Origin of the sequence: Olsenella phocaeensis, assembly GCF_900120385.1 — a bacterium.
In the GTDB taxonomy this organism is placed as follows: domain Bacteria; phylum Actinomycetota; class Coriobacteriia; order Coriobacteriales; family Atopobiaceae; genus Olsenella_I; species Olsenella_I phocaeensis.
Genome location: NZ_LT635494.1, coordinates 1,791,075 through 1,815,635, shown reverse-complemented (window position 1 = coordinate 1,815,635; position 24,561 = coordinate 1,791,075). Strand labels below are relative to the sequence as shown.

Sequence of the window (24,561 nt, the reverse complement as noted above, 5' to 3'; positions counted from 1 at the left end):
CCCTCTCGCCCGGGAACCGCCCCTCGTCATCGTGCCCCTTTGGCGCGAGGACGTCCGCGCGGGGCCATGGTGATTTTCGAGTTCGACGCGCGCCTCTTCGTGCGGAGGCATCCATCTTGTCTTCTGCCACACTTTTTGGCGGATTTCGACCTCTTTGTGTGGCGAAAGACAAGATGGACCATCCGACAACCAGACCTCCACCGGGGCCGTTCTGCACCTGCATGTGGCGAGAGGCAAGATGGACCCTCTGGCAACCCTCCCGGTGGGTCTTTGCAACCTCTGAGCTGCGGCCCGCAACCGTCCGGTGCCCTGACATTCCATAAAATTAAAATGCAGCCTCGGGTTGGTGGCCGGGGACGCCCGGCTACCATAGATTCGAAGGTGCCGGCACAGAAGACGTTGGGGCCGCCGCGGGCGGCAAGGCAGAGGGAAACACCATGAGCTTCCGAGACAACCTTCAGCACCTGCGCGCCACGCGCAACATGACCCAGGAGCAGCTTGCCATGCTGGTGGGCGTGAGCCGCCAGTCGGTGACCAAGTGGGAGGCCGAGAAGGCCTACCCCGAGATGGACAAGCTCCTCAAGCTCTGCGACATCTTCGGCTGCACCCTGGACGAGCTCGTGAAGGGTGACCTTACGGACGTCGAACCACCGAGGTCCGAGCTCGTCTCGCCTGGACCCGCCACGGACGTATGTGGCTACGACGAGCACGTGCGCTCCTTTGCCCGGCGCATGGCCCTGGGCGTCTCGGCCATCATCGTGGGCGTGGCGCTGGGTGCGCTCCTTGACGGGGTCAACCCCGCAGGGGCCCTGGCAGACCCAAGCGCGCTCTCGACGCTGGCCCTCTTTGCCTTCGTGGCCCTTGGCGTGGCGCTTATCGTGCCAACCGTGATGGCCCACACGGCCTTCCAGAAGGAGCATCCCTTCGTGGAGGACTTCTATACCCCAGAGCAGCGTGCCGACGCGCGGGGCCTCATGGGGCGGGGCATCGCCCTAGGCGTCGGGGCGATACTCCTCGGGATCTTGTTTCCGGTGCTTCTGGGGGACGCAAACGTCTGGGCGGCTTCCATGCTGCTCTGCGTCGCGGCGGGTGTCGGGACTCTGGTCTACTCCCTCGTGATGGGCGAGCGCGTGAACCTTGCCAGCTACAACGAGGACGCCTTGGACGAGCTCAGCGAGGACGAGATTGCGGAGGCGCTCGAGGGAGAGGGGCTCGAGCGTGCGCTGGCGGTAAGGCGCGGGAATCGCAGGGTTGGGGCGATCTGCGCCATCATCATGCTCGCCGCGACCGCGCTGGCGCTGGTCCTGTTGTTCACGTCCATCGACCTCAACGGCGCCAACGGGTCGCCGAATGAATTCTTCTGGCTCCCCTGGCCAATCGGAGGCATTGCCTGTGCGGGCGTCGCCGTGTGGGAGCGCGACCTGAGGTCAAGGCACTAGCTCGGACATGGGATCGCGTCGGGGCAAGCTGAGGTGGGGTCCCTGCGCCGGGGGCAGCATGGCGGAGGGACCCGCTCCATCGTCCTAGAGCTCGCGGTGCTCGAGGCGCCCGTCCAGCCAGAGGCCGTAGCTGCTGCTGCCGTCCTTGGGAATGCCCACGCTGCCAGGGTTGAAGCACCAGATGTCGGGGTTGCCCGGCGCGGGCTCGTTGACCTTCCGGTGCGTGTGCCCGTACACGAGCGCCGCGCCATCGGGCAGCAGGGGCAGGTGGTCGACGGAGTTGTGGAAGCCTGCGCCCCAGACGTGCCCGTGCGTGAGGAAGAGCGTGCGACCCATGCCGCCGGTCACGGGGTTGGGGGCGGCAGGGTCCCAGAGCAGGTTGTGGTCGGTCATGCAGGGGAAGTCCAGGACCATCTGGTCCACCTCGGCGTCGCAGTTGCCGCGCACGGCTATGACCTGGTCCGCGATGGAGTTGAGCATCTGGATGACGCGTTTGGGGGCGTAGTCGGCGGGCAGGTCGTTGCGGGGCCCGTGGTAGAGGAGGTCTCCCAGGAGCACCACGCGGTCGGGCCGCTCCGCATCGATGGCGTCCATGAGGCGGGCGCAGCGGTCTGCCGCACCGTGGATGTCAGAGGCGAGGAGCAGCTTCATGTGGTGCCTCCCAAGGGCCGAGGACGAGGTCTTCTCTCGTCCGACGATGTTTTCTGGCATGCAGTCGAGCTTAGCGCAAGCGCCCGCATCCCCGGGGCCGCGCGCGTCCCGGGTGGAGTCTGCTCGCGTCCCAGGTGGGGGCTATGATGGTCTCTCCTGGGAAACGGGGAAGGGAAGCGCATGGCCAAAGAGCGGTCGGAGGTCGATTCTTGCGGCCACGAGCACGTGACCGAGGAGCTCCTCGAGCGCCTGCTCGCGTCCACCTCGATAGAGGGCTATCTCAGCGCCGTCGAGCCCGACCTCGAGGGGCGCGACCTCGCCGAGTACCTGCGCGACCTCCTGGAGCGGAAGGGCCTCGGGCGCGCGCAGGCCATTGCCGCCGCCGGACTCAACGCCACCTTTGGCTACCAGGTCTTCCAAGGCACGCGGCACATCGGGCGCGACAGGGCCCTGATGCTCGCCTTCGGCATGGGCTGCACCCTGCACGAGGCCCAGAGGCTACTGCGTCTGGCGGGGCATGCGGAGCTGTGGAGTCGCCGGCGGCGCGACGCGATCGTCATCTTCTGCCTCGAGCGCGGGCTCAGCCGCGAGGACTGCGACGACGAGCTCTACCGCATGGGGGAAGAGACCCTCCTGCCTGCGGAGGGCTGACGCGTGGACGAGGGAGAGGTGTTGCACGCCCTTGTGCTGGACGACGCCTACAAGGTCGAGCGGGTGCTTTCCGAGCGAGAGGGGCTCAGGACCGAGCTCGTGACCCTTGGTGGGGCTGGCCTCTTCGTGCGCAAGTACTTCGCTGGCGGACTCGCCGCACCTGGGCTCTGGGGCACGTTGCTGGGCGTTGACGAGCCGGGGCTTCCCCGAGTGGAGACCGTCTACCGCCTTCCTGACCGCCTGGCCGTGGTGCTCGAGTACGTGGACGGGGAGTCTCTCGAGGGCCTCGTGACGCGGGAGGGACCGCTCTCCCTGCCGCGGGCGGTGCGGCTCATGGACGGAATCTGCTCCGCCGCACAGGCGCTCCACGAGCATGGCATCATACACCGCGACATCACGCCAAAGAACGTCATCGTGGATGGCGGGGGATGCGCCCACCTCATAGACCTGGGCATCGCGCGCCTGCGCTCGGACGAGGCGGGGCGAGACACGACGCTCCTGGGCACCTGGGGCTTTGCCGCACCAGAGCAGTTCGGCTTCGCCCAGACCGATGCTAGGTCCGACGTGTACTCCCTGGCGAGCGTGCTCGCCTACATGCTCACAGCTACCTGGCCAGGCGAGAGGGGCTTCGATCCTGCGTTGGGACTCGCCGCCGTGCCAGGGGAGGTGGTCGGGCTGATAGGCCGTGCCCGGTCGCTTGAGCCCAGCGCGCGCCCTCAGTCTGCGGCAGAGCTCATGGCTGAGTTGCGCTCCTGCGTCGAAGGTTCGGGCACGGCGGGACAGGATGATCGGGAGGGACCCGCTGCCGTGCCGGCCGTCGAGCTGCGCCCCAAGGGCGACCGGAGCCTCGCCCCCCACTCGCTCCACGTCTGGATGGAGCTCGCCCCGACCGTTCTGGCGCTGCTTCGTGCGCCTCGCTCCGTGCGCAAGACCGTCGCGCTCGTGTTCGCGGTGGTCCTCCTCGTGGTGTTCGCCGCGGGTCTCCTTGGCATGCCAGAGCAGGTGGGACGGCAGGTGGGGATTGCCCAGGAGTCGCTTGCCGCCATCTCGTACCTCGTGCTCATGGCCTGGTGGATACTCCTCCCCTCCTACGAGCTCGCTTGCGCCGTGGCAGGGGTGGGGGAGTACGCGGGTCTGGATCGGGGCGCGCTCCCGAGGCGTCTGCTGCTTCGTGTGGCGGAGGAGCTTTTCGCAGGCTTTGCGATTATGCTCGCGCTACAGATCCTTGCCCAGGCGGCCGGTCTCGTCTAGGCCCTTTGCGCAATGTCGCGCGTGGCGCGGAGGCTGCTCTGCCTTGGGTGCGCCTGGCCGCGCGGCCGCTCCCCACCCCCGCGCCACGTGGCCCTTCCGCGAAACAATGAGCTGCCAGCTAATGAATCGCCGCGTCGCGCCACCTACCCTTTCACGCGAAAGGGGTTGTGCAATGGATGAGTGGGGCTTCTTGAGGGACTGCGGTTCGGACGTCAGGCGCGCGTTGGAAAGCGCGCCGCTTGACGACCGAAACTTTGCCGGCTGGGCGGATGACGCCCTGCGCGAGCGCTCGCTCTCGCGTGGCGCGGTCGTGGGGCGCTCGGGCCTCAATCACACCTACGCGTATCAGATCCTCTCTGGGTCGCGAAGCCCCACGCGTGACAAGCTCCTCCAGGTCTGCTTCGGGATGGGGCTGGGCGTGGAGGACGCGAGCGACGCCCTGGAACGCGGCGGCCTGAGCGCCCTCAGGCCCGACCGCCGCCGGGATGTGGTCATTGCCTTCTGCCTCGAGCGCGGGATGGGCGTGACCTGCTGCGACCATCTCCTCTGGGAGCAGGGGGAGCGGCCCCTCACGGGCGGCGCGGCTCTGGGTGGCCCGCTCGCGAACAGTTAGCTGACAGCTAATGAACGGGGGTTCTCTCGCCCCTACCATCTCCTTTGTCCTGGCAGAAGCCAGCAAAGAGAAAGGTGAGAGAACACATGAGCGTCAAGAAGACCGTTTGTGCAGTTGTCGTTGCCACGCTTGTCGCCCTGCCGCTGGCGGCTTGCTCCGGCACCCCGTCGTCGAGCGGCGACGGCGCGGGCTCGGATCCCGTCCAGGCTCAGAAGGCGAAGTCCGACTACGAAGTGACAATCGACGGCTGCACCTCCGCCGTCGACTACCAGGGCAACCCTGCCGCGGTCATCGACTACAGCTTCACGAATAACTCCGACGAAGCGCAGTCGCTGATGGCGGTGGCGTCAATGGAGGTGTACCAGAACGGCATACAGTGCGAGCCGGGCATCGTCGACGGGGTCGATACTGCCGACTGGTCAAACAAGGTCAAGCCTGGCGGGACAATAAAGGTGCGCATCCCGTATGCGTTACAGGACACCTCGGACATCGAGGTCGAGGTGAAGGAGTACGTCTCTGCGAGCGACGAGCCCCTGGCCACCCAGACCTTCAGTCTCTCGTAGGGGCTACGACGGCTCATCGGCGGAGCATGTCAAGGCGCAAGACCACGCAATCGAAGGAAGCGAAGTCATGAAGAAGAAGCTCAACGTACTGCTGCTCATCTCGTTCGTGTTGGGGGCGCTGTACCTCCTGTACAGCGTCTACTACTGGGGTGGTGCGGGCTCCTCGGGGATGACCGCCTATCGAGCCGGCGCCGCGATTGCGACCTACCTCGTCATGCCCCACCTGGCATCCACTGCCGTGGCGGTCATCTTCAACGGGCTCGGGCTCTTCATGCACAAGCCCTCTTTCGCCTTGGTGGGAGCCATCCTCTACGCCGTGGCGATGGTTCTCTTCCCCATGTACTTCTTCTTCGTGGTCGCCCAGACCGTACTCTCGTTCGTTGGCTTCTCCCAGCTCAGGAAGGCGGGGAAGGAAGAGGGGGAAGAGTAGCGAACTCGTGCTGCCAGACGGTGCACGTGTATCGGGGTCCGAGGCGAGCTGCCGCGGACCCCTTCTTGTGGCACGACCCTGTTCCGTGCCGCCCCACCCACCCATGGGCGTCGTTCCCCGCAGGCGATGCGTCGCCACAAGCTCGATTGTCGGCGAGTGACCACCCCCTCTGGGTGGCTCAAGATTCCTCACTCATGAGAGAACAAAAAATCTAATGTGTAGAGACTTAGATTGCGTATAGAATCAGATACCGCGGGAACAATCGCAATGTACGAAGGCTCCGTCGGCGACTCGGCGGCAGCACAAGGGCAGACAAGCTCCCCGCCCCAGGGGCCAAGGGAGAGACAGAAGGGAATCGCAATGGGCAAGATTCTGGGTATCGATCTTGGCACCACCAACTCCGCGATGGCAGTCCTCGAGGGCGGCGAGCCCACCATCATCGTCAACGCCGAGGGCGACCGCACCACCCCGTCCGTCGTGGGCTTCCGCGCCGACGGCGACCGCATCGTGGGCAAGGCCGCAAAGAACCAGGCAGTCACCAACCCCAAGAACACGGTCTTCTCCATCAAGCGCTTCATGGGCCGTCGCTACGACGAGGTCAGCTCCGAGCTCAAGACCGTCCCCTACTCCGTGAAGGGCGGTACCGGCAACCGTGCCGTGGTCGAGATCGACGGCGAGGACTTCACCCCCGAGCAGATCAGCGCAATGATTCTAGCCAAGATGAAGGCCGACGCCGAGAAGTACTTGGGCGAGCCCGTCACCGACGCGGTCATCACCGTCCCCGCCTACTTCAACGACGCCCAGCGCCAGGCCACCAAGGACGCCGGCAAGATTGCCGGCCTCAACGTCCAGCGCATCGTCAACGAGCCCACGGCGGCGGCCCTCGCCTACGGCCTCGACAAGAAGGACATCGACCAGAAGGTCCTGGTCTTCGACCTGGGCGGCGGCACCTTCGACGTGTCCCTGCTCGACCTTGCCGACGGAGTCGTCGAGGTCCTGGCCACCAACGGCGACAACCACCTGGGCGGCGACGACTGGGACCAGCGCGTCATCGACTGGATGGCCGACAAGTTCCAGCAGGAGATGGGCATCGACCTGCGTCGTGACCCCATGGCGCTGCAGCGCCTGAAGGAGGCCGCCGAGAACGCCAAGAAGGAGCTCTCCAGCGCCCAGCAGGCAGACATCAACCTGCCCTTCATCACCGCCGACGCCACCGGCCCCAAGCACCTCAACTACACGCTGACCCGCGCCGAGTTCGAGCGCATCACCCGTGACCTGCTCGACCGCTGCAAGGGCCCCGTCACCAAGGCCCTCCAGGACGCCGGCCTGCAGATCTCTGAGGTCAACGAGGTCATCCTCGTGGGCGGCTCCTCTCGTATGCCCGCCGTGCAGGACCTGGTCAAGACCATGACCGGCAAGCAGCCCAACATGTCCGTGAACCCCGACGAGGTCGTCGCCGACGGCGCTGCCGTCCAGGGCGGCGTGCTCACCGGCGACGTGTCCGGCATCCTGCTGCTCGACGTCACCCCGCTCTCGCTGGGCGTCGAGACCATGGGCGGCGTCATGACCAAGATGATTGACCGCAACACCACGATCCCCACCAGCAAGACCGAGGTCTACTCCACGGCGGCCGACAACCAGACCTCCGTCGAGATCAACGTCCTGCAGGGCGAGCGCGAGATGGCTCGCGACAACAAGAGCCTGGGCAAGTTTAACCTGACCGGCATCCCCGCAGCCCGCCGCGGCGTGCCCCAGATCGAGGTCACCTTCGACATCGACGCCAACGGCATCGTGAAGGTCACCGCCAAGGACAAGGGTACCGGCAAGCAGCAGCAGATCACGATCTCTGGCTCCACCGCGCTCTCGGACGACGAGGTCGATCGCATGGTCAAGGACGCCGAGTCCCACGCCGAGGAGGACAAGAGGCACAAGGACGAGATCGAGGTCCGCAACCAGACCGACTCGCTGTGCTACAGCACCGAGCAGACGCTGAAGGACCTGGGCGACAAGGTGTCCGAGGACCAGAAGAAGGAGGTCCAGGACGCGGTCGACGCAGCCAAGAAGGCACTCGACGGCACTGACGTCGACGCCATCAAGGCCGCGGGCGAGAAGCTCCAGGAGGTCGGGCACAAGCTGGCCGAGATCGTCTACTCCGACACCCAGGCCCAGACCTCCGCTACCGGCGGAAGCTCGACCGACGACGTCGTCGACGCCGACTACGAGGTCGTGGACGACGACAAGAACAACCAGTAGGCCAAGGCCGCCTAGGCCCTAGGACAAGATGTTGGCTGGGGCGGCCCTTGCGGCCGCCCCTTTGGCAGCCCGAGGAGGGTGACGTGAAGGTGCCTATCGAGGGTGATGACATGAGGGACGAGGACGTCGTCGAGGCCACGGCGGCCGAGGGCGAGCCGGCGGTTGGGCAGGAGGTGGTCGCCGACGCCGCGCCCGAGGCAGAGCCCAGCGAGGAGGACCTGGTGGAGGCGGCGAAGCGCGCCGGCGAGCAGGCAGCTGAGACCGACTTCAAGGCCGACGCCGACAAGATCCGTCAGGAGCGCGACGACCTCCAGCGACAGCTCGACGAGGTTGCGGACAAGGTCGCTGCGGCGCAGAAGGAGGCCGCGGACTCGACTGACCGCCTGACGCGCCTGCAGGCCGACTGGGACAACTACCGTCGCCGCACCGCGCAGGAGCGCCTGGCCGAGAGGGAGCGCGCGGCCGAGAAGCTCGTGCTCAACCTGCTTCCGGTCCTCGACGACATGGAGCGCGCCTCTGCCCACGCGGCACAGACCGCCGATGGCGACGAGGCCCTGCTGCAGTTCGTCGCCGGCGTCGACGCGGTGCACGACAAGATGGTTTCCGTCCTAGGGAAGGAGGGCGTCGAGGTCATCGACCCAGCCGGCGAGCCCTTTGACCCCCTGGTCCACCAGGCCGTGGGTCGCGAGGAGAACGCCGAGGCCTATGACGAGACGGTGGCCCAGGTGTACCAGAGGGGCTATCGCATGGGCGGCAAGGTGATTCGTACGGCCATGGTCACGGTGACCTATGGCGGGCCCAAGCGTCCCGAGCCGGAGGGCGAGCCCATGGGCGACGACGAGGTCAAGGAGTAGTCGCACTTGGCGCGCCCGGGCACAAGCCCGGGCGCTGCCACCAGGAAGGAGGCGTTGGCTTCTATGGCAGACAAGAACTACTACGACGTCTTGGGCGTGAAGCGCGACGCCAGCCAGGACGACATCAAGAAGGCCTTTCGCAAGCTCGCTGCCAAGTATCACCCCGACGCGGGTGGTGACGAGGCAAAGTTCAAGGAGGTCAGCGAGGCGTACACGACGCTCTCTGACACCCAGAAGCGTCGCGAGTATGACCAGATGCTGATGTTTGGTGGCATGCCCGGCTCGGGATTTGGTGGTGCGGGCGGCAGGAGCGGCGGCTACAGCTACACCACCAACGTGGGCGGGGCCGACTGGGGCGACATCTTCGACAATATCCGCAACGGTGACGGCGCCTTCCCTGGCTTCGACTTCTCGTCGATCTTCGGTGGGCAGGCCGCCGCCAACCGTCCTTCCAAGGGCCGGGACATAACCGCCACCATAGACGTGAGCGCGGAGGCCGCCTTTGCGGGCGAGCAGCGCAAAATCAGCTACTCGATTCCCTCGACGGGCGAGCGCCAGACCCTCAACGTCAAGGTCCCCGCCGGGGCAATCGATGGTGGCAAGCTGCGCTATCGCGGACGTGGCGAGTACGGGACCAACGGCGGTGCCCGCGGCGACCTCGTGGTGACGACCCGCGTGGCCGAGCACCCGCTCTTCAAGCGCGATGGGGCCGACGTGCGCATGGAGCTTCCGGTGAGCGCCTTCGAGGCTGCCCTGGGGGCCACCATCGACGTGCCGACGCCCGAGGGGGCGGAAGTCCGCCTCAAGGTTCCCGCAGGCACGCAGGACGGCAAGACCTTCCGCTTCAAGGAGCTGGGCGCCCCCGACGTGCGTCGCAAGGGATCCCGTGGCGCCCTGTACGTGACCGTGAGGGTCAAGGTGCCCACGCGACTCTCGCAAAAGGAGCGTGACGCGCTGGAGGCCCTACGTGATGCCGACGGCCGCGACTACAGAAAGGACGTCGAGGCATATGGCGCGTAGTGACGCGAGCGGCAAGGACAAGCCGCTTTACATGATCAGCGTTGCGGCCGAGCTGACCGGCATGCATCCGCAGACCCTGCGCGTCTACGAGCAGAAGGGCCTGGTCAACCCCGGCCGCTCGCGTGGCAACACGCGGCTGTACTCCCAAGGCGACATCGAACGCCTCAACCTGATCAGCAAGCTCACCGACGAGGGCATCAACCTCGCGGGCGTCGTGCGCATCCTGGACATGCGCGAGCGCGCCCTCAAGCGCGACAAGGAGATCGACGAGCTGCGCGCGCGGGTCCGCTCGCTCGAGGACGACATCCACGAGCTGCGCATGCGCGAGCGCATCACGGCGCTTGCCCGCTACGACGGCACGGGTCCCGAACAGGTCATGCGCGGACTCCTGGAGACCCACCTCGAGGACGATGACGAGTAGCGGCGGCGACGTTCGCACCAGGTAAGGGGCATCGCGACTCTGTCCGTGATGCCCCTCTCGTCTGGCCTGGGTCTGCCCTTTGTGTCGCGCTGGGCGCACGCGACTCCGGTCGTCGTCCCTTTTACGCGATTAGTGTACACAAACGAGCGAAATCACTGATAAAAGGGCTTTTTTGGCGAGAAATGCTTTCAGATTCGAGCATTGTGCACACCAACATGTCCGATTTTGGACGGGGGTGCCATCGTGCCATCTCATCCAAGCTCCCACTCCTTGTCACAGCGCGATGATGCAGCTCTCGACGTGCCCCTGAGGGCGTTGGAGCTCCCGGACGAGCTGTTGTGAGATGCGCCGCCCCCTCTCGCCTGGAAGAAGCGACCAGACCAGCCGCTGCCGCTCCCGCACGAAGGGCCGTCTGGTCAGGACGCTCCTCTGCAGCGAGAGGTCCCTGCCGGCCGTTCGCTCGATCGCCTCCATGACCTGCCCCATGAGACGGTCCAGGCTTCGGGGTTGGTACAGGTCCTCGCTCGTGGCGGGTAGCACCGTGAGGCCGCGTAGCCAGAGGTCGCGGTCGCGGCGCTTGTCGTCGACGATCGCGCGTCTGACGGCGGCAAGCGCCTCGTCCACCTCGTTGGGCCCCATCGTCGCCGCCTCGGCGCCGGCGTGACGGACCTTTCGCAAACGTACAAGACAACTCAGATAATCTATTGTGCAGACACTTAGATTTGCGCATAGCGACCACCACTCCAGGGAACAATCAACTCAACAGACAGCGGTGCTCCCCGAGGGAGCCAGAAGGGGTGAGGCAGATGAGGTTTGACAAGTGGGCGGTCACCGCCCAGGAGGCCCTGCAGTCCTCCATAACCATCGCCGCCGATGCCGAGGCGGGGCAGGTTCGACCCATCCACCTGCTCAAGGCCCTGATAGAGTCGGGCGAGAGGAACCTCCGCGCCATCGTCGAGCGCGTCGGCGCGGACCCGGCGCAGGTCGAAGCCCAGGTGGACCAGGCCATCGCACGTGCCCCCAAGGTGAGTGGCGACCTGTCGCAGATGGGCATCTCGACCGAGCTCACGCGCGTGGGCGACGCCGCGGAGAAGCTTGCCGCCAAGCTCGGCGACTCCTATGTCACCTCCGAGCACCTGCTCTGCGCGCTTGCCGACGAGCGCGGCGAGGCGGGCAGCGCCCTCAAGGCCGCGGGCGTCACGAGCAAGCGCGTGCAGGAGGCCTATCAGAGCCTGCGTGGTGACGAGCGCGTGACCTCCCAGGACCAGAAGTCCCAGTTCGAGGCCCTTGAACAGTACGGACGCAACGTGACGGACCTCGCACGCCAGGGCAAGCTCGACCCGGTGATCGGCCGCGTGGAGGAGATACGCCGCACGATCCAGGTCCTGAGCCGCCGCACGAAGAACAACCCGGTGCTCATCGGCGAGCCCGGCGTGGGCAAGACCGCCATCGTCGAGGGCCTAGCCGAGCGCATCGTGGCCGGCGACGTGCCCTCGACCATCAAGGACAAGGACATAGTCGAGCTCGACATGAGCGCGCTGGTCGCGGGGGCGAAGTACCGCGGCGAGTTCGAGGACCGCCTGAAGTCGGTGCTCAAGGAGGTGGAGAAGTCCGATGGACAGATCATCCTGTTCATCGACGAGCTCCACACTATCGTGGGCGCCGGCGCGACCGAGGGCTCCATGGACGCGGGCAACATCCTGAAGCCCGCCCTCGCCCGCGGCGAGCTCCATGCCATCGGTGCCACAACGCTGGACGAGTACCGCAAGTACATAGAGAAGGACCAGGCGCTTGCCCGCCGCTTCCAGACGGTGCTCGTGAGCGAGCCCACGGTCGAGGACACCATCAGCATCCTCCGCGGCCTCAAGGAGAAGTACGAGCAGCACCATCGCGTGCGCATCACCGACGCCGCCTTGGTGTCTGCCGCGGACCTCTCGAACCGCTACATCAGCGAGCGCTTCCTGCCCGACAAGGCCATCGACCTGGTGGACGAGGCGGCGAGCCGCCTGCGCATGGAGCTCGACTCCATGCCGGCCGAGATAGACGCCGTCGACCGCCAGCTCACGCAGATGCAGATCGAGGAACAGGCCCTCATGAAGGAGGAGGACGCAGCGAGCCGCGAGCGCCTCGAGACCCTGCGGAAGGAGATCGCGACCACGCGCGAGAAGCTCGACGGCATGAAGGCAAGCTGGGAGAACGAGAAGGCGAGCATCGACCGCGTCCAGGACCTCAAGTCCAAGATCGAGGAAGCCAGAGGCGAGATGGAGCGCGTCACCCGCGCCGGCGACCTGGCCCGCGCGTCCGAGCTGCGCTACTCGACCATCCCCTCGCTCCAGGCCGAGTACGACGCCGCCGAGGCGGCGCTCTCGCAGAAGCAGGAGGCGGGCGGCATCCTCAAGGAGGAGGTCACCACCGAAGAGATCGCCGAGGTCGTGAGCTCCTGGACCGGCGTCCCCGTGTCGAAGATGATGCAGGGCGAGATAGACAAGCTCCAGAACCTCGAGGCCGAGCTCCACGAGCGCGTCATCGGACAGAACGAGGCCGTGAGCGCGGTCGCCTCGGCGGTGCGCCGCAGCCGTGCGGGGCTTGCCGATCCCAATCGCCCCCTGGGAAGCTTCTTCTTCCTGGGACCCACCGGCGTGGGAAAGACCGAACTCGCCAAGGCGCTCGCCGAGTGTCTCTTCGACGACGAGCGCGCGCTGGTGCGCATCGACATGTCCGAGTACATGGAGAAGTTCAGCGTCCAGCGCCTGATCGGCGCCCCTCCGGGATACGTGGGCTACGACGAGGGAGGCCAGCTCACCGAGGCCGTGCGTCGCAAGCCGTACAGCGTCATCCTCCTGGACGAGATGGAGAAGGCGCATCCCGACGTGTTCAACATCCTCCTGCAGGTGCTGGACGACGGTCGCCTGACCGACGGGCAGGGTCGCGTCGTGAGCTTCAAGAACACGATCATCATCATGACCAGCAACGTGGGGAGCCAGTTCATCGCGGCCGCCAACGCCACGAGCGATCCCAAGGCGGTCAACTCCCAGGTCATGGAGGCGCTGCGCCAGGCCTTCAAGCCAGAGTTCCTCAACCGCATCGACGACGTGGTCATCTTCCACTCCCTCGGGCTGGCCGAGATAGAGAAGATCGTGGACATCCAGCTTCGCGACGTGCGCAGCCGCCTCGCCCGCGAGCGCATCACGCTCAGGCTCTCGGACAGCGCGGTGCAGCTCCTCTCGCTCGACGGGCTTGATCCGGTCTATGGCGCGCGTCCGCTCAAGCGGCTCATCCAGCGCCAGGTCGTGGACAACGTCGCCAGCCTGATCATCGCCGGGGAGCTCCACGAGGGCGATACCGTCATGGTGGACGTCGGGGCGGACGGAAAGCTCTTCGCCGCCCGTGACGAGCAGGCGTTGGAGCCCGATTCCGTGGAGTAGCTGCTATCGCATCGACCTTCGTACCGCACGGTACCCGCCATTTCGCGAGGGGACGGACCCGAAGGCCCGTCCCCTCGCGCTTGCTGGGCCGGCCTGGCGCGAGCCGGCCCTTTGCGCGACCATAGGGAAGAATCGCGCGCACAACCCACCGGGAGGGCAGATGGAAGACCCCAAGAGCAGGCTCTCCGAGGTCCCGTCGGACGGGCTGGGCCCCTCCGTGGGAAGGTCCGAGCCGGCAGGCGACCTGGAATCGCCGTCCGATCCTCCCGTCACGGCCGTCCTCCCACAGGCCGTCGCGGCTCCCGTGTGGGAGCCCGAATCGCTGGAGCCCCCAAAGAGCGTTCCCGGCGAGGGCAAGAGCCGCAGCGTTTCTCGTCCCGTCGTGGCTGCCGTGCTCCTGCTCGCTGCCGTCACGGTCACCGCGCTCTTCGTCACCTATGAGGCGGAGCTCTGGGGCGGCCGCCGCGTCCCTTCTGTCACGGGCAAGTCCCAGGTGGTGGCCCAGCGCGACCTGGAGCAGCGCGGCTTCGAGGTCGTGCTGGCGGAGGAGCCCGTCGACGACGGGGTGGGCAAGGCGGTCCGCTGCGACCCTGCAAGCGGAACCAGGCTCGAGCGTGGCAGCGAGGTCACGCTGGTCGTCGGCACGAAGCGCGTGCTTCCCGACGTCGTGGGCATGCGACTCGACGAGGCTCGTGCCGTCCTGGCTGATGCGGGGGCGCAAGACGTGTCGATCCAGTACGAGGCCTCGTCCGCCGAGGAGGGAACGGTCACCAGGTCGACCCCCGAGGCGGGGAGCGCCTTCGTGGCACGCGACGCGATTGCCCTCACCGTGGCGCAGCCCTATACGGTCCCCTATGTCATGGGGAAGGGTGAGTCCGAGGCAAGGTCGCTCGTCGAGGCGGCGGGCCTCGAGGCCAGGATCGAGTACGTGAGCTCCGACGAGCCGGGCGGGAGCGTCGTCGGGGTGAGCCCTGACCAGGGCATGCGCGTCGGTGGGGACGACGTCGTGACCCTCAGGGTCTCAGAGCCCTATCCGTCCGACTATCACCACCTGGCCGAGTACTTCGAGTTCACCGCCAGCCAGATTGGGGACTACCTCCAGAAGCAGGGATTCTCCCTCCAGGCAAGCTATGCAAACGCGCACGGCAAGGCGCAGGCGCTCTATGAGGGCGAGGGGGGCAGGGTCACCTTGGGCTCGTATCCCTTCTCGGCGAAGTTCGACCTCGAGGCAGCAAAGGAGGGGGCGACCCCAGAGGCCGACGCCGGCTTCGAGGGCGTGCGCCTGGAGCTGCCCAAGTCAGAGTGGCCCGCAGAGGCGGGCAAGCTCAACCGCGATGCCCTGGAGGAGGTCATGGAGCTCTGCGGTCTCAGCGGGCTGAGCAGAAGCTGCAACATGCAGACGGTCGTCCTCCCGCAGGGACGGGAACGCAAGGGCACGCCCTTCGTCTGCGGTTACGGAGAGATGGGCGACGCCTGCTGGACGGTGCTCATAGCCCAGGGCGGGAAGGACGCGCGCGTGGTCGTGACGTCTGCTCCCAAGTCCCTGTACAAGAGCTATGACCTGGCTCCCTTTGGGGGGAGCGTCTGCGACTTCGTCGCCTATGGTGACGTCTACGGCAAGCGAGGGGCAGAGGTTGGATAGAGAGCGGATTCACAAGGACGCCGTTGGGAGAGGGGACGTCATGCCAGCGAGCAAGGCAGAGGGTGTCGGCCCCGTGCGAGAGGCTGACCGGCCAGACGGGACGGTGCCAGGCGAGAGGCCCGTCTCGTCATCTGACGCCAGCTTCCTTCGGGCGGAGAACGAGGACGACGACGGCTACGACCCCTACTCGGACCGTCCCGCCCCGCGCGAGCCCCTCTTCGACGCCGACCCCTGGGGCTAGGAGGGTCTCCGGCCGGCAGGAGGGTGCCGCCGTCGCCCGTGAAGCGCGCGTCAGATCGTCGGGGGCATCCCGTCCGGCCTACCTGGTGGAGAGCAGCCTCAGGATGATGAGGGCGACCACCACGAGCAGGGCCACCACGACGATGAGCGAGAGCACCGAGCGCCTGCGGCGGCTCCTCTCGCGCGACGAGAAGATGGAGCGCCGACCCTTGGGAATCTCGAGGTACTGGCCGTAGCGGCTGTTCTTGATCCTGCCCATGCCGCCGCGCGAGCGGCGGTACTTGGACGCGCCGGAGAAGACTTTGCCGCTCACGGCGACGTTTGAGTCGTGGGCGTAGCCGCTGGCGGAGGCGCCGTCCTGTCCGAGGTCGTCGATGGCGGCCTGGGAGCGGTGCGGGGCGCGCTGCCTCACGTAGGGCACGCGGGCGGCCACGGGCTGGAAGGTGGTGGCCGCGAAGTCGCCCTCGCCCGTCTCGCCCGTGGCCTCGGTCCCACCTTGGGTTGCCGAAACGACCGACGGCCGGGCCTCGGTCGCCGCCGTCTTGGGCGTGCCCTCCTCATTCGTTGCGTTGTTGGGAAGGGGCTCCCGAAGACCCTCGTCAAAGCCCTTGTCCATGGAGCACCTCCGCCGCCGTGGCACGCAAAGCCCGTACACATCAATGGCAGTCATGATAGAGCAGGTGAGGCCTGCCAAAGTGTCATGCGCGATAGCTACATCTAACGTCTAACGCCATCTTCCTTCGTAATACCTAATTTATTCTGACTTAGATTTGCTAAGCAAACTCAACTAAGAAAATATTGACTCGAGGTATAAGGTCACGCCATGAGGGGCATATATACCAACGAGAACAAAGGGTGTCTACCAGGGCATCCGCAAGCAGAAGGAGTGGTAAAGATGACGAACCTCATCCCTTACACCAGCTATGACAGGGCCCTTCGCAGGGCGTTCCCCTTCAACGCGTTCGACGACTTCTTCAACGCGCCGCTGGCCAGCCTCTCGAGCGATGCCGCATTCAAGATGAACGTCGAGGACGCCGGCGACAAGTACGTCGTCTCGGCCGAGCTCCCCGGCGTGAAGCGCGAGGACATCGACGTAGAGCTCAACGAGGGTCGCCTCTCGGTCTCGGTCGAGAAGAAGGAGACCGAGGAGGAGAAGGGCAAGAACTACCTCCACAAGGAGACGAACGAGTGGCAGGCCACCCGTGGCGTGTACCTCAAGGACGCCGCGATCTCCGGTCTCTCCGCAAAGCTCGACGGCGGCGTGCTCACCGTCAACGTCCCCAAGCAGGAGGAGAAGGCCAACGTCACCAAGATTTCGATCGACTAGCTCGAATCGGGGTTTGGCCAGGTTTGATCTGCTGACATAGCGAGGTGGGGGAGGCGATGCCACGGCGTCGCCTCCCCTTTTTTGTGTCCAGGAACCTCTCGCCTGGAATTTGGGGCGGCTCGCCCAGTTTTGACCCCTGGCGGAAGCCATCCTGGCGCTCACTCCCTAGTATTTCTAGACTGTTAAACGTCATTCAAATTGTCATGGGCCAGCCAATCAAAAGGCCGTTGCATCGACTGGCACCTCCAGTTCGCATGCGGCCGCCCGTGACATGCCATGGAGAGGAGAGCGCGACGTGAGGGCATACGAGAGACTCCTTGACTACGTCGTCGTGCGCACGCCCAGCGACGAGGGGAACGAGGCGCACACCCCCAGCAGCCCCGAGCAGTTCGAGCTCGCGCGCATGCTGGTGGAGGAGCTCAGGGGGTTGGGCGTCACCGACGTCCGCCTGAGCGACGACTGCTTCGTCTATGCGAAGGTACCGGCGACGCCAGGCCTCGAGGACAGGCCCAAGCTGGGGCTCATCGCCCACATGGACACGGTCTCGCAGTTCTGCGACCACGAGATCCGTCCCCAGCTTACGCCCGACTACGACGGTGGGGACCTTCCGCTCTTCCAGAGTGGGCGCACGCTCGCGGTGAGGGACTTCCCCCACCTGCCCACCCTCAAGGGCCGCACGCTCATCACCAGCGACGGGACGACGATCCTTGGCGCGGACGACAAGGCGGGCATCGCCGAGATTATGACCGCCCTCGAGACCCTGCTCGCCGAGGGCATCGCCCATGGCCCGCTGCGCATCGCCTTCACCCCTGACGAGGAGATAGGCTGCGGCGTGCACAGCTTCGACGTCGAGGGATTCGACGCCGACGTCGCCTATACCTTGGATGGCGACACCGAGGGCGAGATCCAGTACCAGAACTTCAACGCCTGCGAGGCCAGCTTCGAGGTCACGGGCGTGAGCGTGCACCCGGGCTCCGCCAAGGACGTCATGGTGAACGCCGTCCTCCTCGCCTGCCAGATCAACGGTATGCTCCCCGCCTTCGAGACCCCGCGCCACACCGAGGGCTACGAGGGCTTCTACCACCTGCTCCAGATAAACGGCGACGAGGCCCACGCGAGCCTCTCGTACATCGTGCGCGACCACGACGCGGGCTCCTTCGAGGCGCGAAAGCAGACGCTGCGCCACATCGAGAAGCTCATGAACGAGGAGTGGGGCGAGGGAACGGTCACCCTGACCATCAAGGACGAGTACAAGAACATGGCCTCGGTCATCGACGGCTGCATGTACATGATCGACAACGCGAAGCTGGCCGCGGAGCGCGCCGGCGTCAAGCCCGACGTGTCGCCCATACGCGGGGGCACGGACGGCTGCCAGCTCTCGTACCGCGGGCTGCCCTGTCCCAACCTGGGAACCGGCGGCCACGGATATCACGGTCCCTACGAGCACATCACGGTCGAGGGCATGGATGCCGCCACGAGGATGGCGGTCGAGCTCGTGAGGGTCTTTGCCGGGGAATAGCGGTCCGAGCGCGGGGGTTGCATCAGGGGCCGCCATGAGGGCGGCCCCTTTGGACGAAAGGGGTCTTGCTATGGCAGAAGAGGCGATGGTCGAAGCGGCTACAGAGGGGGGCGCGCCCAAGAAGAGGGACAAGCTCCACTTCCCGACCGCGATCACGGTGCTCTTCATCGTGATGCTCTTCGCTGCGGTGCTCACCTGGGTCGTGCCGGCGGGTGAGTACTCGAAGCTCAAGTACGTCGCGGACGACGACGTGTTCTCGATCACCAACGCGGACGGCACGACGGAGGAGCAGCCCGCCACGCAGGAGACCCTCACTAAGCTGGGCATCTCGGCGAACGTCGAGAGCTACCTCGACGGGTCCATCTCGAAGCCGACGGCGATCCCCGGCACCTACCAGCGAGTCGACCAGAACCCGCAGGGCGTCGTGGAGTTCCTTCTCGCCCCGATCAACGGTGTCTACGAGTCGATCGACATCATCCTGTTCGTGTTCTTGCTGGGCGGTTGCATCGGCGTCCTCAACCACATGGGCGCCCTCACCGCCGCGGTCGCCGCGCTCTCGCGCGTGACGAGGGGGCGTGAGTGGCTGCTCATCATCGTGCTGACGCTCATCATCGTTGCGGGCGGGACCACCTTTGGCCTCGCGGAGGAGACGATCGCCCTCTACCCGATCCTCATGCCCGTATTCATCGCAGCGGGCTATGACGCGATGACCTGCATCGCCGTCATCTTCATGGGCTCCTGCGTGGGCACCATGTATTCGACGGTCAACCCTTTCGCCATCGGCGTCGCCACTAAGGCGGCCGGCATCTCCATGGCCGAGGGCATGTCCTGGAGGTTCGTGGCGCTCGCCATAGGCACCGTCATCTCGCTCGCCTACGTCATGCGCTACGGGCACAAGGTTCGCCTCGACCCCTCCAAGTCCGTCGTCTACGACTTCAAGGAGAGGATCGAGGAGCGCTGGGGCCAGAGGGGTGAGGCTCCCGAGTTTACCACGCCCATGAAGGTCTCGCTCGCCGTCTTTGGCGTCTCGTTCGTCGTTCTGGTCTACGGCATCGTCGCCCACCAGTGGTGGTTCGACTACATGACCGCCGTCTTCCTAGCCTGCTCCATGATCCTCGCCTTCACCTGCGGCCTCGACGAGGAGGTCTTCATGGACGAGTACATCGGCGGCTGCGGCGACCTCATGAGCGTCGCGCTGGTCGTCGGCGTCGCCCGTGCGGTCAACATCCTGCTCGAGAACGGTCTCATCTCTGACACCATCCTGTACTTCTTCTCGGGTGCCATCGCGGGGATGAGCCCCGTGCTGTTCATCATCATGATGCTGGTCGTCTACATCATCCTGGGCTTCTTCATCAACTCGTCCTCCGGCCTCGCCGTGCTCTCGGTGCCCATCATGGCGCCCCTCGGCGGCGCGGTGGGCGTCTCGAAGACGGCCATCATCTCGGCCTACAACTACGGCCAGGGCCTCATCTCGTACGTCACGCCCACGGGCCTCATCCTCGCGTCCCTTGCCATGGTGGACGTGCCCTTCAGCCGCTGGTTCAAGTTCGTGACGCCGCTCTTGGTCATCACGGTCCTGCTCAACGCGCTGCTGCTCGTGGCTCAGGTCCTGGTCTAGCGGAGGCGGGGCCTCGCGTCGGGGCTTTGTGCGACGCGGGTATCATAGGGTTCCCAAGGGGCCCGGGCGACACTGGGGCGTCCGGGCCCCATGCATGGCCCGGCGTGCCCGAGCTGGGCCAAGACGAGGCTTGGAGGGCCCGTGACCAGCGTCATGCGCAGATATGCAAGCGTTCGGGGAAGGGGCGGCCGCCCTGGCCCCGCGGCCGACGACGAGGCACGCGCGCCCGTCGTGCTCATGGTCTCGGGCGGTGCGGACTCGACGGCCCTCCTGCTCCTGGCCGTGGGCTCCGAGCTCGACATCGACGACGGCCACGGCCGCGCGCGCATCGCCCGGGAGCGCCTCCACGTCCTGCACGTCAACCACCAGCTCCGTGGCGACGACGCCCTGGGTGACGAGGCCTTCGTGCGCGGGCTCTGCGCGGAGCTTGGCGTCCCCTGCACGGTGCGTAGGGTGGACGTGGCCGGCCTTGCCGCGCAGGCCGGTTCCGCCGGCGGCAACATAGAGAACGTGGGGCGAGAGGAGCGCTACCGCCTCGCCGGGGAGCTTGCCAACAGGCTCTCGGCAAGCTTGGGCACGCCGCGCTCCGCCGCGCGCATACTCACGGCGCATACCGCGAGCGACCGGGCGGAGACCTTCTTCATGAACGCCATCAGGGGCACGGGCACCTCCGGCCTCTCCTCCATACCCCGCCGCCGCAACCGCATCGTGCGCCCACTCCTGGAACGCACCCACGAGGAGCTCTGCGAGCTCCTCTCGCTCAAGGGGATCGCCTGGAGGGAGGATGCGACCAACGCGGACACGCGCTACCTTCGCTCCTTCGTGCGCCACGAGATCATGCCCGTTGCGCTGGGTCGCAACCCCCAGCTGGTCAGCGCCCTCTCAAACACCTGCGAGATTCTCTCGGACGAGGACGCCTACCTGGGACAGGTGGCCGCCCGCAGCTATCGCGAGCTCGTGAGACGCTCGGGCGAGGGGGTGGTCGCCTTGGACGCCCGCCGCCTCGGCGCGGCCGACGTGTCCATAGCCCGGCGCGTGGTGAGGCTCGCCATCCTTGGCCTGAGCCCCGCGGCACGCATCGAGTCCGCGCAGGTGGCAAGGGTCTTGCGCATCGTGGCCCAGGGATGCGGGTCCTGCAACGTGAGCTTGGGAATCGACGCGCGCGTCGAGTACGGCCTGCTCTTCCTGCGCGTCCCCCGGCGCACGGCCTCGGTGGGCCCGGCATGGCTCGACGTCCCGGGAAGCGTGCGCCTCCCCGACGGTCGCACCATCTCCGCGCGCCTGGCGTCGGTTCCGGCGGGCTCCTCCCCTGAAGAGGTGGCCCGCGCCCATGCCCTGGAATGGGGTGGCCGCTCGGTCTATCTCGACGCCGTGGCCTGCGGCGTCTCTCCCTCGGGGCAGGGGAGGCTGTGGGTGGACGCCCCCGCGGCGGGAGACGTCATGTGCCCCCTGGGCATGCACGGCCAGTCGAAGAAGCTCTCCGACCTCCTCAACGAGGTGCACGTACCCGCGGCCGACCGACCGGGAGTGCCCGTGGTGAGGAGCGGCCCCACGGGCCAGGTGCTCTGGGTCTCTCCCCTTCGCTGCGACGAGCGCGTGCGCTGCGTGCCCACCACCCGCCTCGTCCTCGAGCTCGCCCTGAGCTAGCACGTAAGAGCGCGCGGCCCGTCACGCGCGAACGCACGCTTCGTGTGGCGCGCCCGTCACGCGCGAAGCGCCCACGCTCCAACGCACGCCTCATGCGACGCGCACGCGGAAGAGCACGGACGCCTTCGCGTTTGCCCAGTTGTCAGTCGGGACATCCGTGCGTTCGAGCGTAGTGAGCGAAAGTTGCGTGCGTTCGAGCGTGGCGGACGAGAGGGGCGAGCGTTTGAGCATGCCGGCTAAGCTGCGCCTGCGTTACGTCGCACCCAACGGGGGCGGTCGCGCCCCGAGGGCGTAGTACCATAGGCGCATACGTCCAGCCAGCCGGCAAGACCGACTGACGCACAGGAAGGGCAAGGTCCATGGCAGACGAGCTCACCGCCGACATCAAGAGCGTCATCCTCACCGAGGACCAGATCAGGGGGATCGTCCAGCGCATGGGCGCAGAGATCAGCCGCGACTACGAGGGACGCAACCCCCTCATCGTCGCCGTGCTGCGCGGCGCCTTCGTGTTCACCGCGGACCTCCTGCGCTCCATCACCATCCCCTGTGAGGTCGACTTCATGGCGGTCTCGAGCTACGGGGATGGCGTGAAGAGCTCCGGCGTCGTGCGCATCATCAAGGACCTCAGCACCAAGGTCGAGGGTCGCGACCTCATCATCGCGGAGGACATCCTCGACTCCGGCCTCACCCTGAGCTACCTCGTCGAGCTGCTCAAGGGCAGGGGTCCCAAGTCCGTCAGCGTGGCTGCCTTCTCCATCAAGGACATCCCCAACCACACCCCCGCCATCAACCCCGAGTACGTGGGGGCGCACGTCCCCAACGAGTTCATCGTGGGCTATGGTCTGGACTATGCGGAGAAGTATCGCAACCTTCCCTACGTGGGGGTGCTCAAGCCCGAGGTCTACCAGGGGTAGCCTCCAGACCCTTCCAAGGAGCCCAGCCAAGTGTCAGACAACAACAACGGCCTCGATCCCTCGCGCCCGCCCATTCCCGGGCAGGAGGGCCCGGGGGGACGCCGTCAGCCAGCCATCATCGCCGCCCTCATGATCGCGTTGGTCGCCTACGTCGCTTACACCGCCGGTCAGTCGATGCTGGGGGCGAGCCAAGCGGACACCCTCACCACCAACGCCTTCGTCACCGCGGTCAAGGACGAGCGGGTGAGCGACGTCACCTACAAGACCTCCGACGGCAGCCTGAGGGGCAACTACCGCCATGACGGCAACGAGCAGAGCCGCTTCGTGAGCTACTACGTGGGTGCCGACAGCCTGCAGGAGCTCATGGCGCAGCATCCCGACGTGAGCTTCACCATCGACACGTCGAGCTCCGACCTGCTCCAGACCATCCTGGTGTCGATCGTCCCCACGGCGGTCATACTCGCCTTCATGATCTACTTCACCAGGCAGATGCAGGGCCAGAACGGACGCTCCATGAACTTCGGTCGCGCCAACAGGGCGCGCACGACGGAGGAGACCCGGCCCAAGGTGAAGTTCTCTGACGTGGCGGGCATAGACGAGGCGGTAGAGGAGCTCAAGGAGGTCCGCGACTTCCTGCGCGAGCCCGAGCGCTACCAGAAGATGGGTGCCAAGATTCCGCGTGGCGTGCTCCTGGTGGGTCCCCCGGGCACCGGCAAGACCTTGCTCGCCAAGGCCGTGGCCGGCGAGGCGGGGGTGCCGTTCTTCTCCATATCTGGCTCAGACTTCGTCGAGATGTTCGTGGGCGTTGGCGCGAGTCGCGTGCGCGACCTCTTCAAGCAGGCGAAGGAGTCCGCCCCCTCCATCATCTTCATCGACGAGATCGACGCTGTGGGACGCCAGCGAGGCGCTGGCTTGGGTGGTGGCCACGACGAGCGCGAACAGACCCTCAACCAGCTGCTGGTCGAGATGGACGGCTTCGAGGAGAACCAGGCCGTCATCCTGGTCGCCGCGACGAACCGTCCCGACATCCTGGACCCGGCGCTGCTGCGCCCCGGACGCTTCGACCGGCAGGTCACCGTCGACCGCCCCGACGTCAAGGGGAGGGAGAGGATCCTCTCGGTCCACTCCCAGAACAAGCCCCTCAAAAAGGACGTCGACCTCAAGCGGATCGCCAAGCTGACGCCAGGCTTCACGGGTGCCGACCTCGCCAACCTCATGAACGAGTCCGCGCTCCTCGCCGCCCGCCGGCACAAGGACCGCATCTCGATGGAGGAGGTGGAGGAGTCCATGGAACGCGTCGTCGCCGGTCCCGAGAAGAGGGGCCGCGTGATGACCCAGAAGGAGCGCGTTACCATCGCCTACCACGAGTGCGGGCATGCCCTGGTGGGGCACATACTCGAGAACTCCGACCCGGTGCACAAGATCAGCATCATCAGCCGTGGTCGTGCCCTGGGATACACCCTGCAGCTCCCCGAGGAGGACCACTTCCTCGAGACGCGCGACGGCATGCTGGACCAGATCGCCGTCTTCCTGGGGGGACGTACGGCCGAGGAGCTCTTCTGCGAGGACATCACCACCGGCGCCAGCAACGACCTCGAGCGGGCCACCAAGATGGCGCGCGAGATGGTCACTCGCTACGGCATGAGCGAGGAGCTGGGCACGCAGGTCTTCGGCGAGGCCCAGCACGAGGTCTTCCTGGGGCGCGACTACGCGAACCACAACGACTACGCCGCCGAGACGGCCAAACGCATCGACGACGAGGTCGAGCGCATCATGCGCGAGGCCCATGGTCGCTCGCGCGCGGTGCTCGAGGCGAGGCGCAGCCAGATGGAGACCATGGCCAAGGTGCTCCTTGCGCGCGAGACGGTGGAGGGCGACGTGGTCAACGCCCTTCTGGACGACCGCTGGGCGCAGTACGTCCTCGAGCACCCGGAGGTCGCGGTGGACTCGCCGCTCGGCGGTGACGAGTCTGTGACGGAATCGTCGCCCGTCCTCGGCGGCGAGTAGTCTGCAAGCTGGCGGCGCGGCTCATGCCGCGCCGTTCCCATATCGCGAGGCCGCGCCGGTCGACCGGTGCCGTGGA

22 protein-coding genes are annotated in these 24,561 nt (G+C 66.5%); 19 read left to right on the top strand and 3 right to left on the bottom strand.

Annotated elements, in window-relative coordinates:
• Positions 1-437 precede the first annotated feature (437 nt).
• Positions 438-1,439: a helix-turn-helix transcriptional regulator gene (locus BQ7388_RS08770; protein WP_062531486.1), complete on the top strand. Its 1,002-nt coding sequence runs from the start codon at positions 438-440 to the stop codon at positions 1,437-1,439.
• Between the two features lie 84 nt (positions 1,440-1,523).
• On the opposite strand, the gene yfcE is transcribed toward BQ7388_RS08770, so the two are convergent.
• Positions 1,524-2,090 (bottom strand): phosphodiesterase, encoded by a 567-nt coding sequence (yfcE, locus tag BQ7388_RS08765; protein WP_009278224.1) that lies wholly within the window; start codon positions 2,088-2,090, stop codon positions 1,524-1,526.
• A gap of 180 nt (positions 2,091-2,270) precedes the next feature.
• Between yfcE and BQ7388_RS08760 the strand changes: the two genes are divergently transcribed.
• From BQ7388_RS08760 to BQ7388_RS08720, 9 genes are all read left to right on the top strand, one after another.
• The gene (locus BQ7388_RS08760) at positions 2,271-2,741 is read left to right on the top strand and encodes a hypothetical protein (protein ID WP_050796593.1); all 471 of its coding nucleotides are present in this window, start codon (positions 2,271-2,273) and stop codon (positions 2,739-2,741) included.
• A gap of 3 nt (positions 2,742-2,744) precedes the next feature.
• The gene (locus BQ7388_RS08755; protein WP_062531485.1) at positions 2,745-3,992 is read left to right on the top strand and encodes a serine/threonine-protein kinase; all 1,248 of its coding nucleotides are present in this window, start codon (positions 2,745-2,747) and stop codon (positions 3,990-3,992) included.
• A 172-nt stretch (positions 3,993-4,164) separates the two neighbouring features.
• The gene (locus BQ7388_RS08750) at positions 4,165-4,605 is read left to right on the top strand and encodes a hypothetical protein (protein ID WP_062531484.1); all 441 of its coding nucleotides are present in this window, start codon (positions 4,165-4,167) and stop codon (positions 4,603-4,605) included.
• 86 nt (positions 4,606-4,691) lie between these two features.
• Positions 4,692-5,168 carry a DUF5067 domain-containing protein gene (locus BQ7388_RS08745; protein ID WP_062531483.1) on the top strand — a complete coding sequence of 159 codons (477 nt, stop codon included), beginning with the start codon at positions 4,692-4,694 and terminating at the stop codon, positions 5,166-5,168.
• Between the two features lie 67 nt (positions 5,169-5,235).
• A complete protein-coding gene (locus BQ7388_RS08740; RefSeq protein WP_062531482.1) occupies positions 5,236-5,598 on the top strand; it encodes a hypothetical protein in 363 nt (120 codons plus the stop codon).
• Positions 5,599-5,865: 267 nt separating this feature from the next.
• Complete coding sequence (dnaK, locus tag BQ7388_RS08735) at positions 5,866-7,851, top strand: molecular chaperone DnaK (protein ID WP_255348642.1); 1,986 nt, start codon at positions 5,866-5,868, stop codon at positions 7,849-7,851.
• A gap of 83 nt (positions 7,852-7,934) precedes the next feature.
• The gene (locus tag BQ7388_RS08730; RefSeq protein WP_062531481.1) at positions 7,935-8,705 is read left to right on the top strand and encodes a nucleotide exchange factor GrpE; all 771 of its coding nucleotides are present in this window, start codon (positions 7,935-7,937) and stop codon (positions 8,703-8,705) included.
• A 63-nt stretch (positions 8,706-8,768) separates the two neighbouring features.
• Entirely contained in the window at positions 8,769-9,725 is a 957-nt protein-coding gene (locus BQ7388_RS08725) for a DnaJ C-terminal domain-containing protein (protein WP_062531480.1), read from the top strand.
• Complete coding sequence (locus BQ7388_RS08720) at positions 9,715-10,146, top strand: heat shock protein transcriptional repressor HspR (RefSeq protein WP_062531479.1); 432 nt, start codon at positions 9,715-9,717, stop codon at positions 10,144-10,146. The genes BQ7388_RS08725 and BQ7388_RS08720 overlap by 11 nt, the downstream gene beginning before the upstream one ends.
• Positions 10,147-10,419: 273 nt before the next feature.
• Here BQ7388_RS08720 and BQ7388_RS08715 read toward each other — a convergent pair whose 3' ends face one another.
• Entirely contained in the window at positions 10,420-10,785 is a 366-nt protein-coding gene (locus tag BQ7388_RS08715; RefSeq protein ID WP_062531478.1) for a hypothetical protein, read from the bottom strand.
• A gap of 167 nt (positions 10,786-10,952) precedes the next feature.
• On the opposite strand from BQ7388_RS08715, the gene clpB reads away from it, so the two are divergent.
• The 3 genes from clpB (at position 10,953) to BQ7388_RS08700 (ending at position 15,454) form a co-directional block, all read left to right on the top strand.
• Entirely contained in the window at positions 10,953-13,571 is a 2,619-nt protein-coding gene (gene clpB / locus BQ7388_RS08710) for an ATP-dependent chaperone ClpB (protein ID WP_062531477.1), read from the top strand.
• Positions 13,572-13,731: 160 nt separating this feature from the next.
• Positions 13,732-15,213 (top strand): PASTA domain-containing protein, encoded by a 1,482-nt coding sequence (locus BQ7388_RS08705; protein ID WP_062531476.1) that lies wholly within the window; start codon positions 13,732-13,734, stop codon positions 15,211-15,213.
• Positions 15,214-15,253: 40 nt separating this feature from the next.
• The gene (locus BQ7388_RS08700) at positions 15,254-15,454 is read left to right on the top strand and encodes a hypothetical protein (protein WP_062531475.1); all 201 of its coding nucleotides are present in this window, start codon (positions 15,254-15,256) and stop codon (positions 15,452-15,454) included.
• A 78-nt stretch (positions 15,455-15,532) separates the two neighbouring features.
• Here the strand turns inward: BQ7388_RS08700 and BQ7388_RS08695 are convergent, their stop codons facing one another.
• On the bottom strand, positions 15,533-16,069 hold the full coding sequence (locus BQ7388_RS08695; RefSeq protein ID WP_062531474.1) for a hypothetical protein: 537 nt from the start codon (positions 16,067-16,069) through the stop codon (positions 15,533-15,535).
• A 279-nt stretch (positions 16,070-16,348) separates the two neighbouring features.
• On the opposite strand from BQ7388_RS08695, the gene BQ7388_RS08690 reads away from it, so the two are divergent.
• The 6 genes from BQ7388_RS08690 (at position 16,349) to ftsH (ending at position 24,485) form a co-directional block, all read left to right on the top strand.
• Entirely contained in the window at positions 16,349-16,780 is a 432-nt protein-coding gene (locus BQ7388_RS08690; RefSeq protein ID WP_062531473.1) for an Hsp20/alpha crystallin family protein, read from the top strand.
• Between the two features lie 295 nt (positions 16,781-17,075).
• Positions 17,076-18,299: a peptidase T gene (gene pepT, locus BQ7388_RS08685; protein WP_062531472.1), complete on the top strand. Its 1,224-nt coding sequence runs from the start codon at positions 17,076-17,078 to the stop codon at positions 18,297-18,299.
• Between the two features lie 70 nt (positions 18,300-18,369).
• On the top strand, positions 18,370-19,917 hold the full coding sequence (locus tag BQ7388_RS08680; protein ID WP_082719579.1) for a YfcC family protein: 1,548 nt from the start codon (positions 18,370-18,372) through the stop codon (positions 19,915-19,917).
• Positions 19,918-20,058: 141 nt separating this feature from the next.
• On the top strand, positions 20,059-21,564 hold the full coding sequence (gene tilS, locus BQ7388_RS08675; RefSeq protein ID WP_062531471.1) for a tRNA lysidine(34) synthetase TilS: 1,506 nt from the start codon (positions 20,059-20,061) through the stop codon (positions 21,562-21,564).
• A gap of 359 nt (positions 21,565-21,923) precedes the next feature.
• Entirely contained in the window at positions 21,924-22,478 is a 555-nt protein-coding gene (gene hpt / locus BQ7388_RS08670) for a hypoxanthine phosphoribosyltransferase (RefSeq protein ID WP_062531470.1), read from the top strand.
• Between the two features lie 30 nt (positions 22,479-22,508).
• Positions 22,509-24,485 (top strand): ATP-dependent zinc metalloprotease FtsH, encoded by a 1,977-nt coding sequence (gene ftsH, locus BQ7388_RS08665; RefSeq protein ID WP_062531469.1) that lies wholly within the window; start codon positions 22,509-22,511, stop codon positions 24,483-24,485.
• Positions 24,486-24,561: the final 76 nt, after the last annotated feature.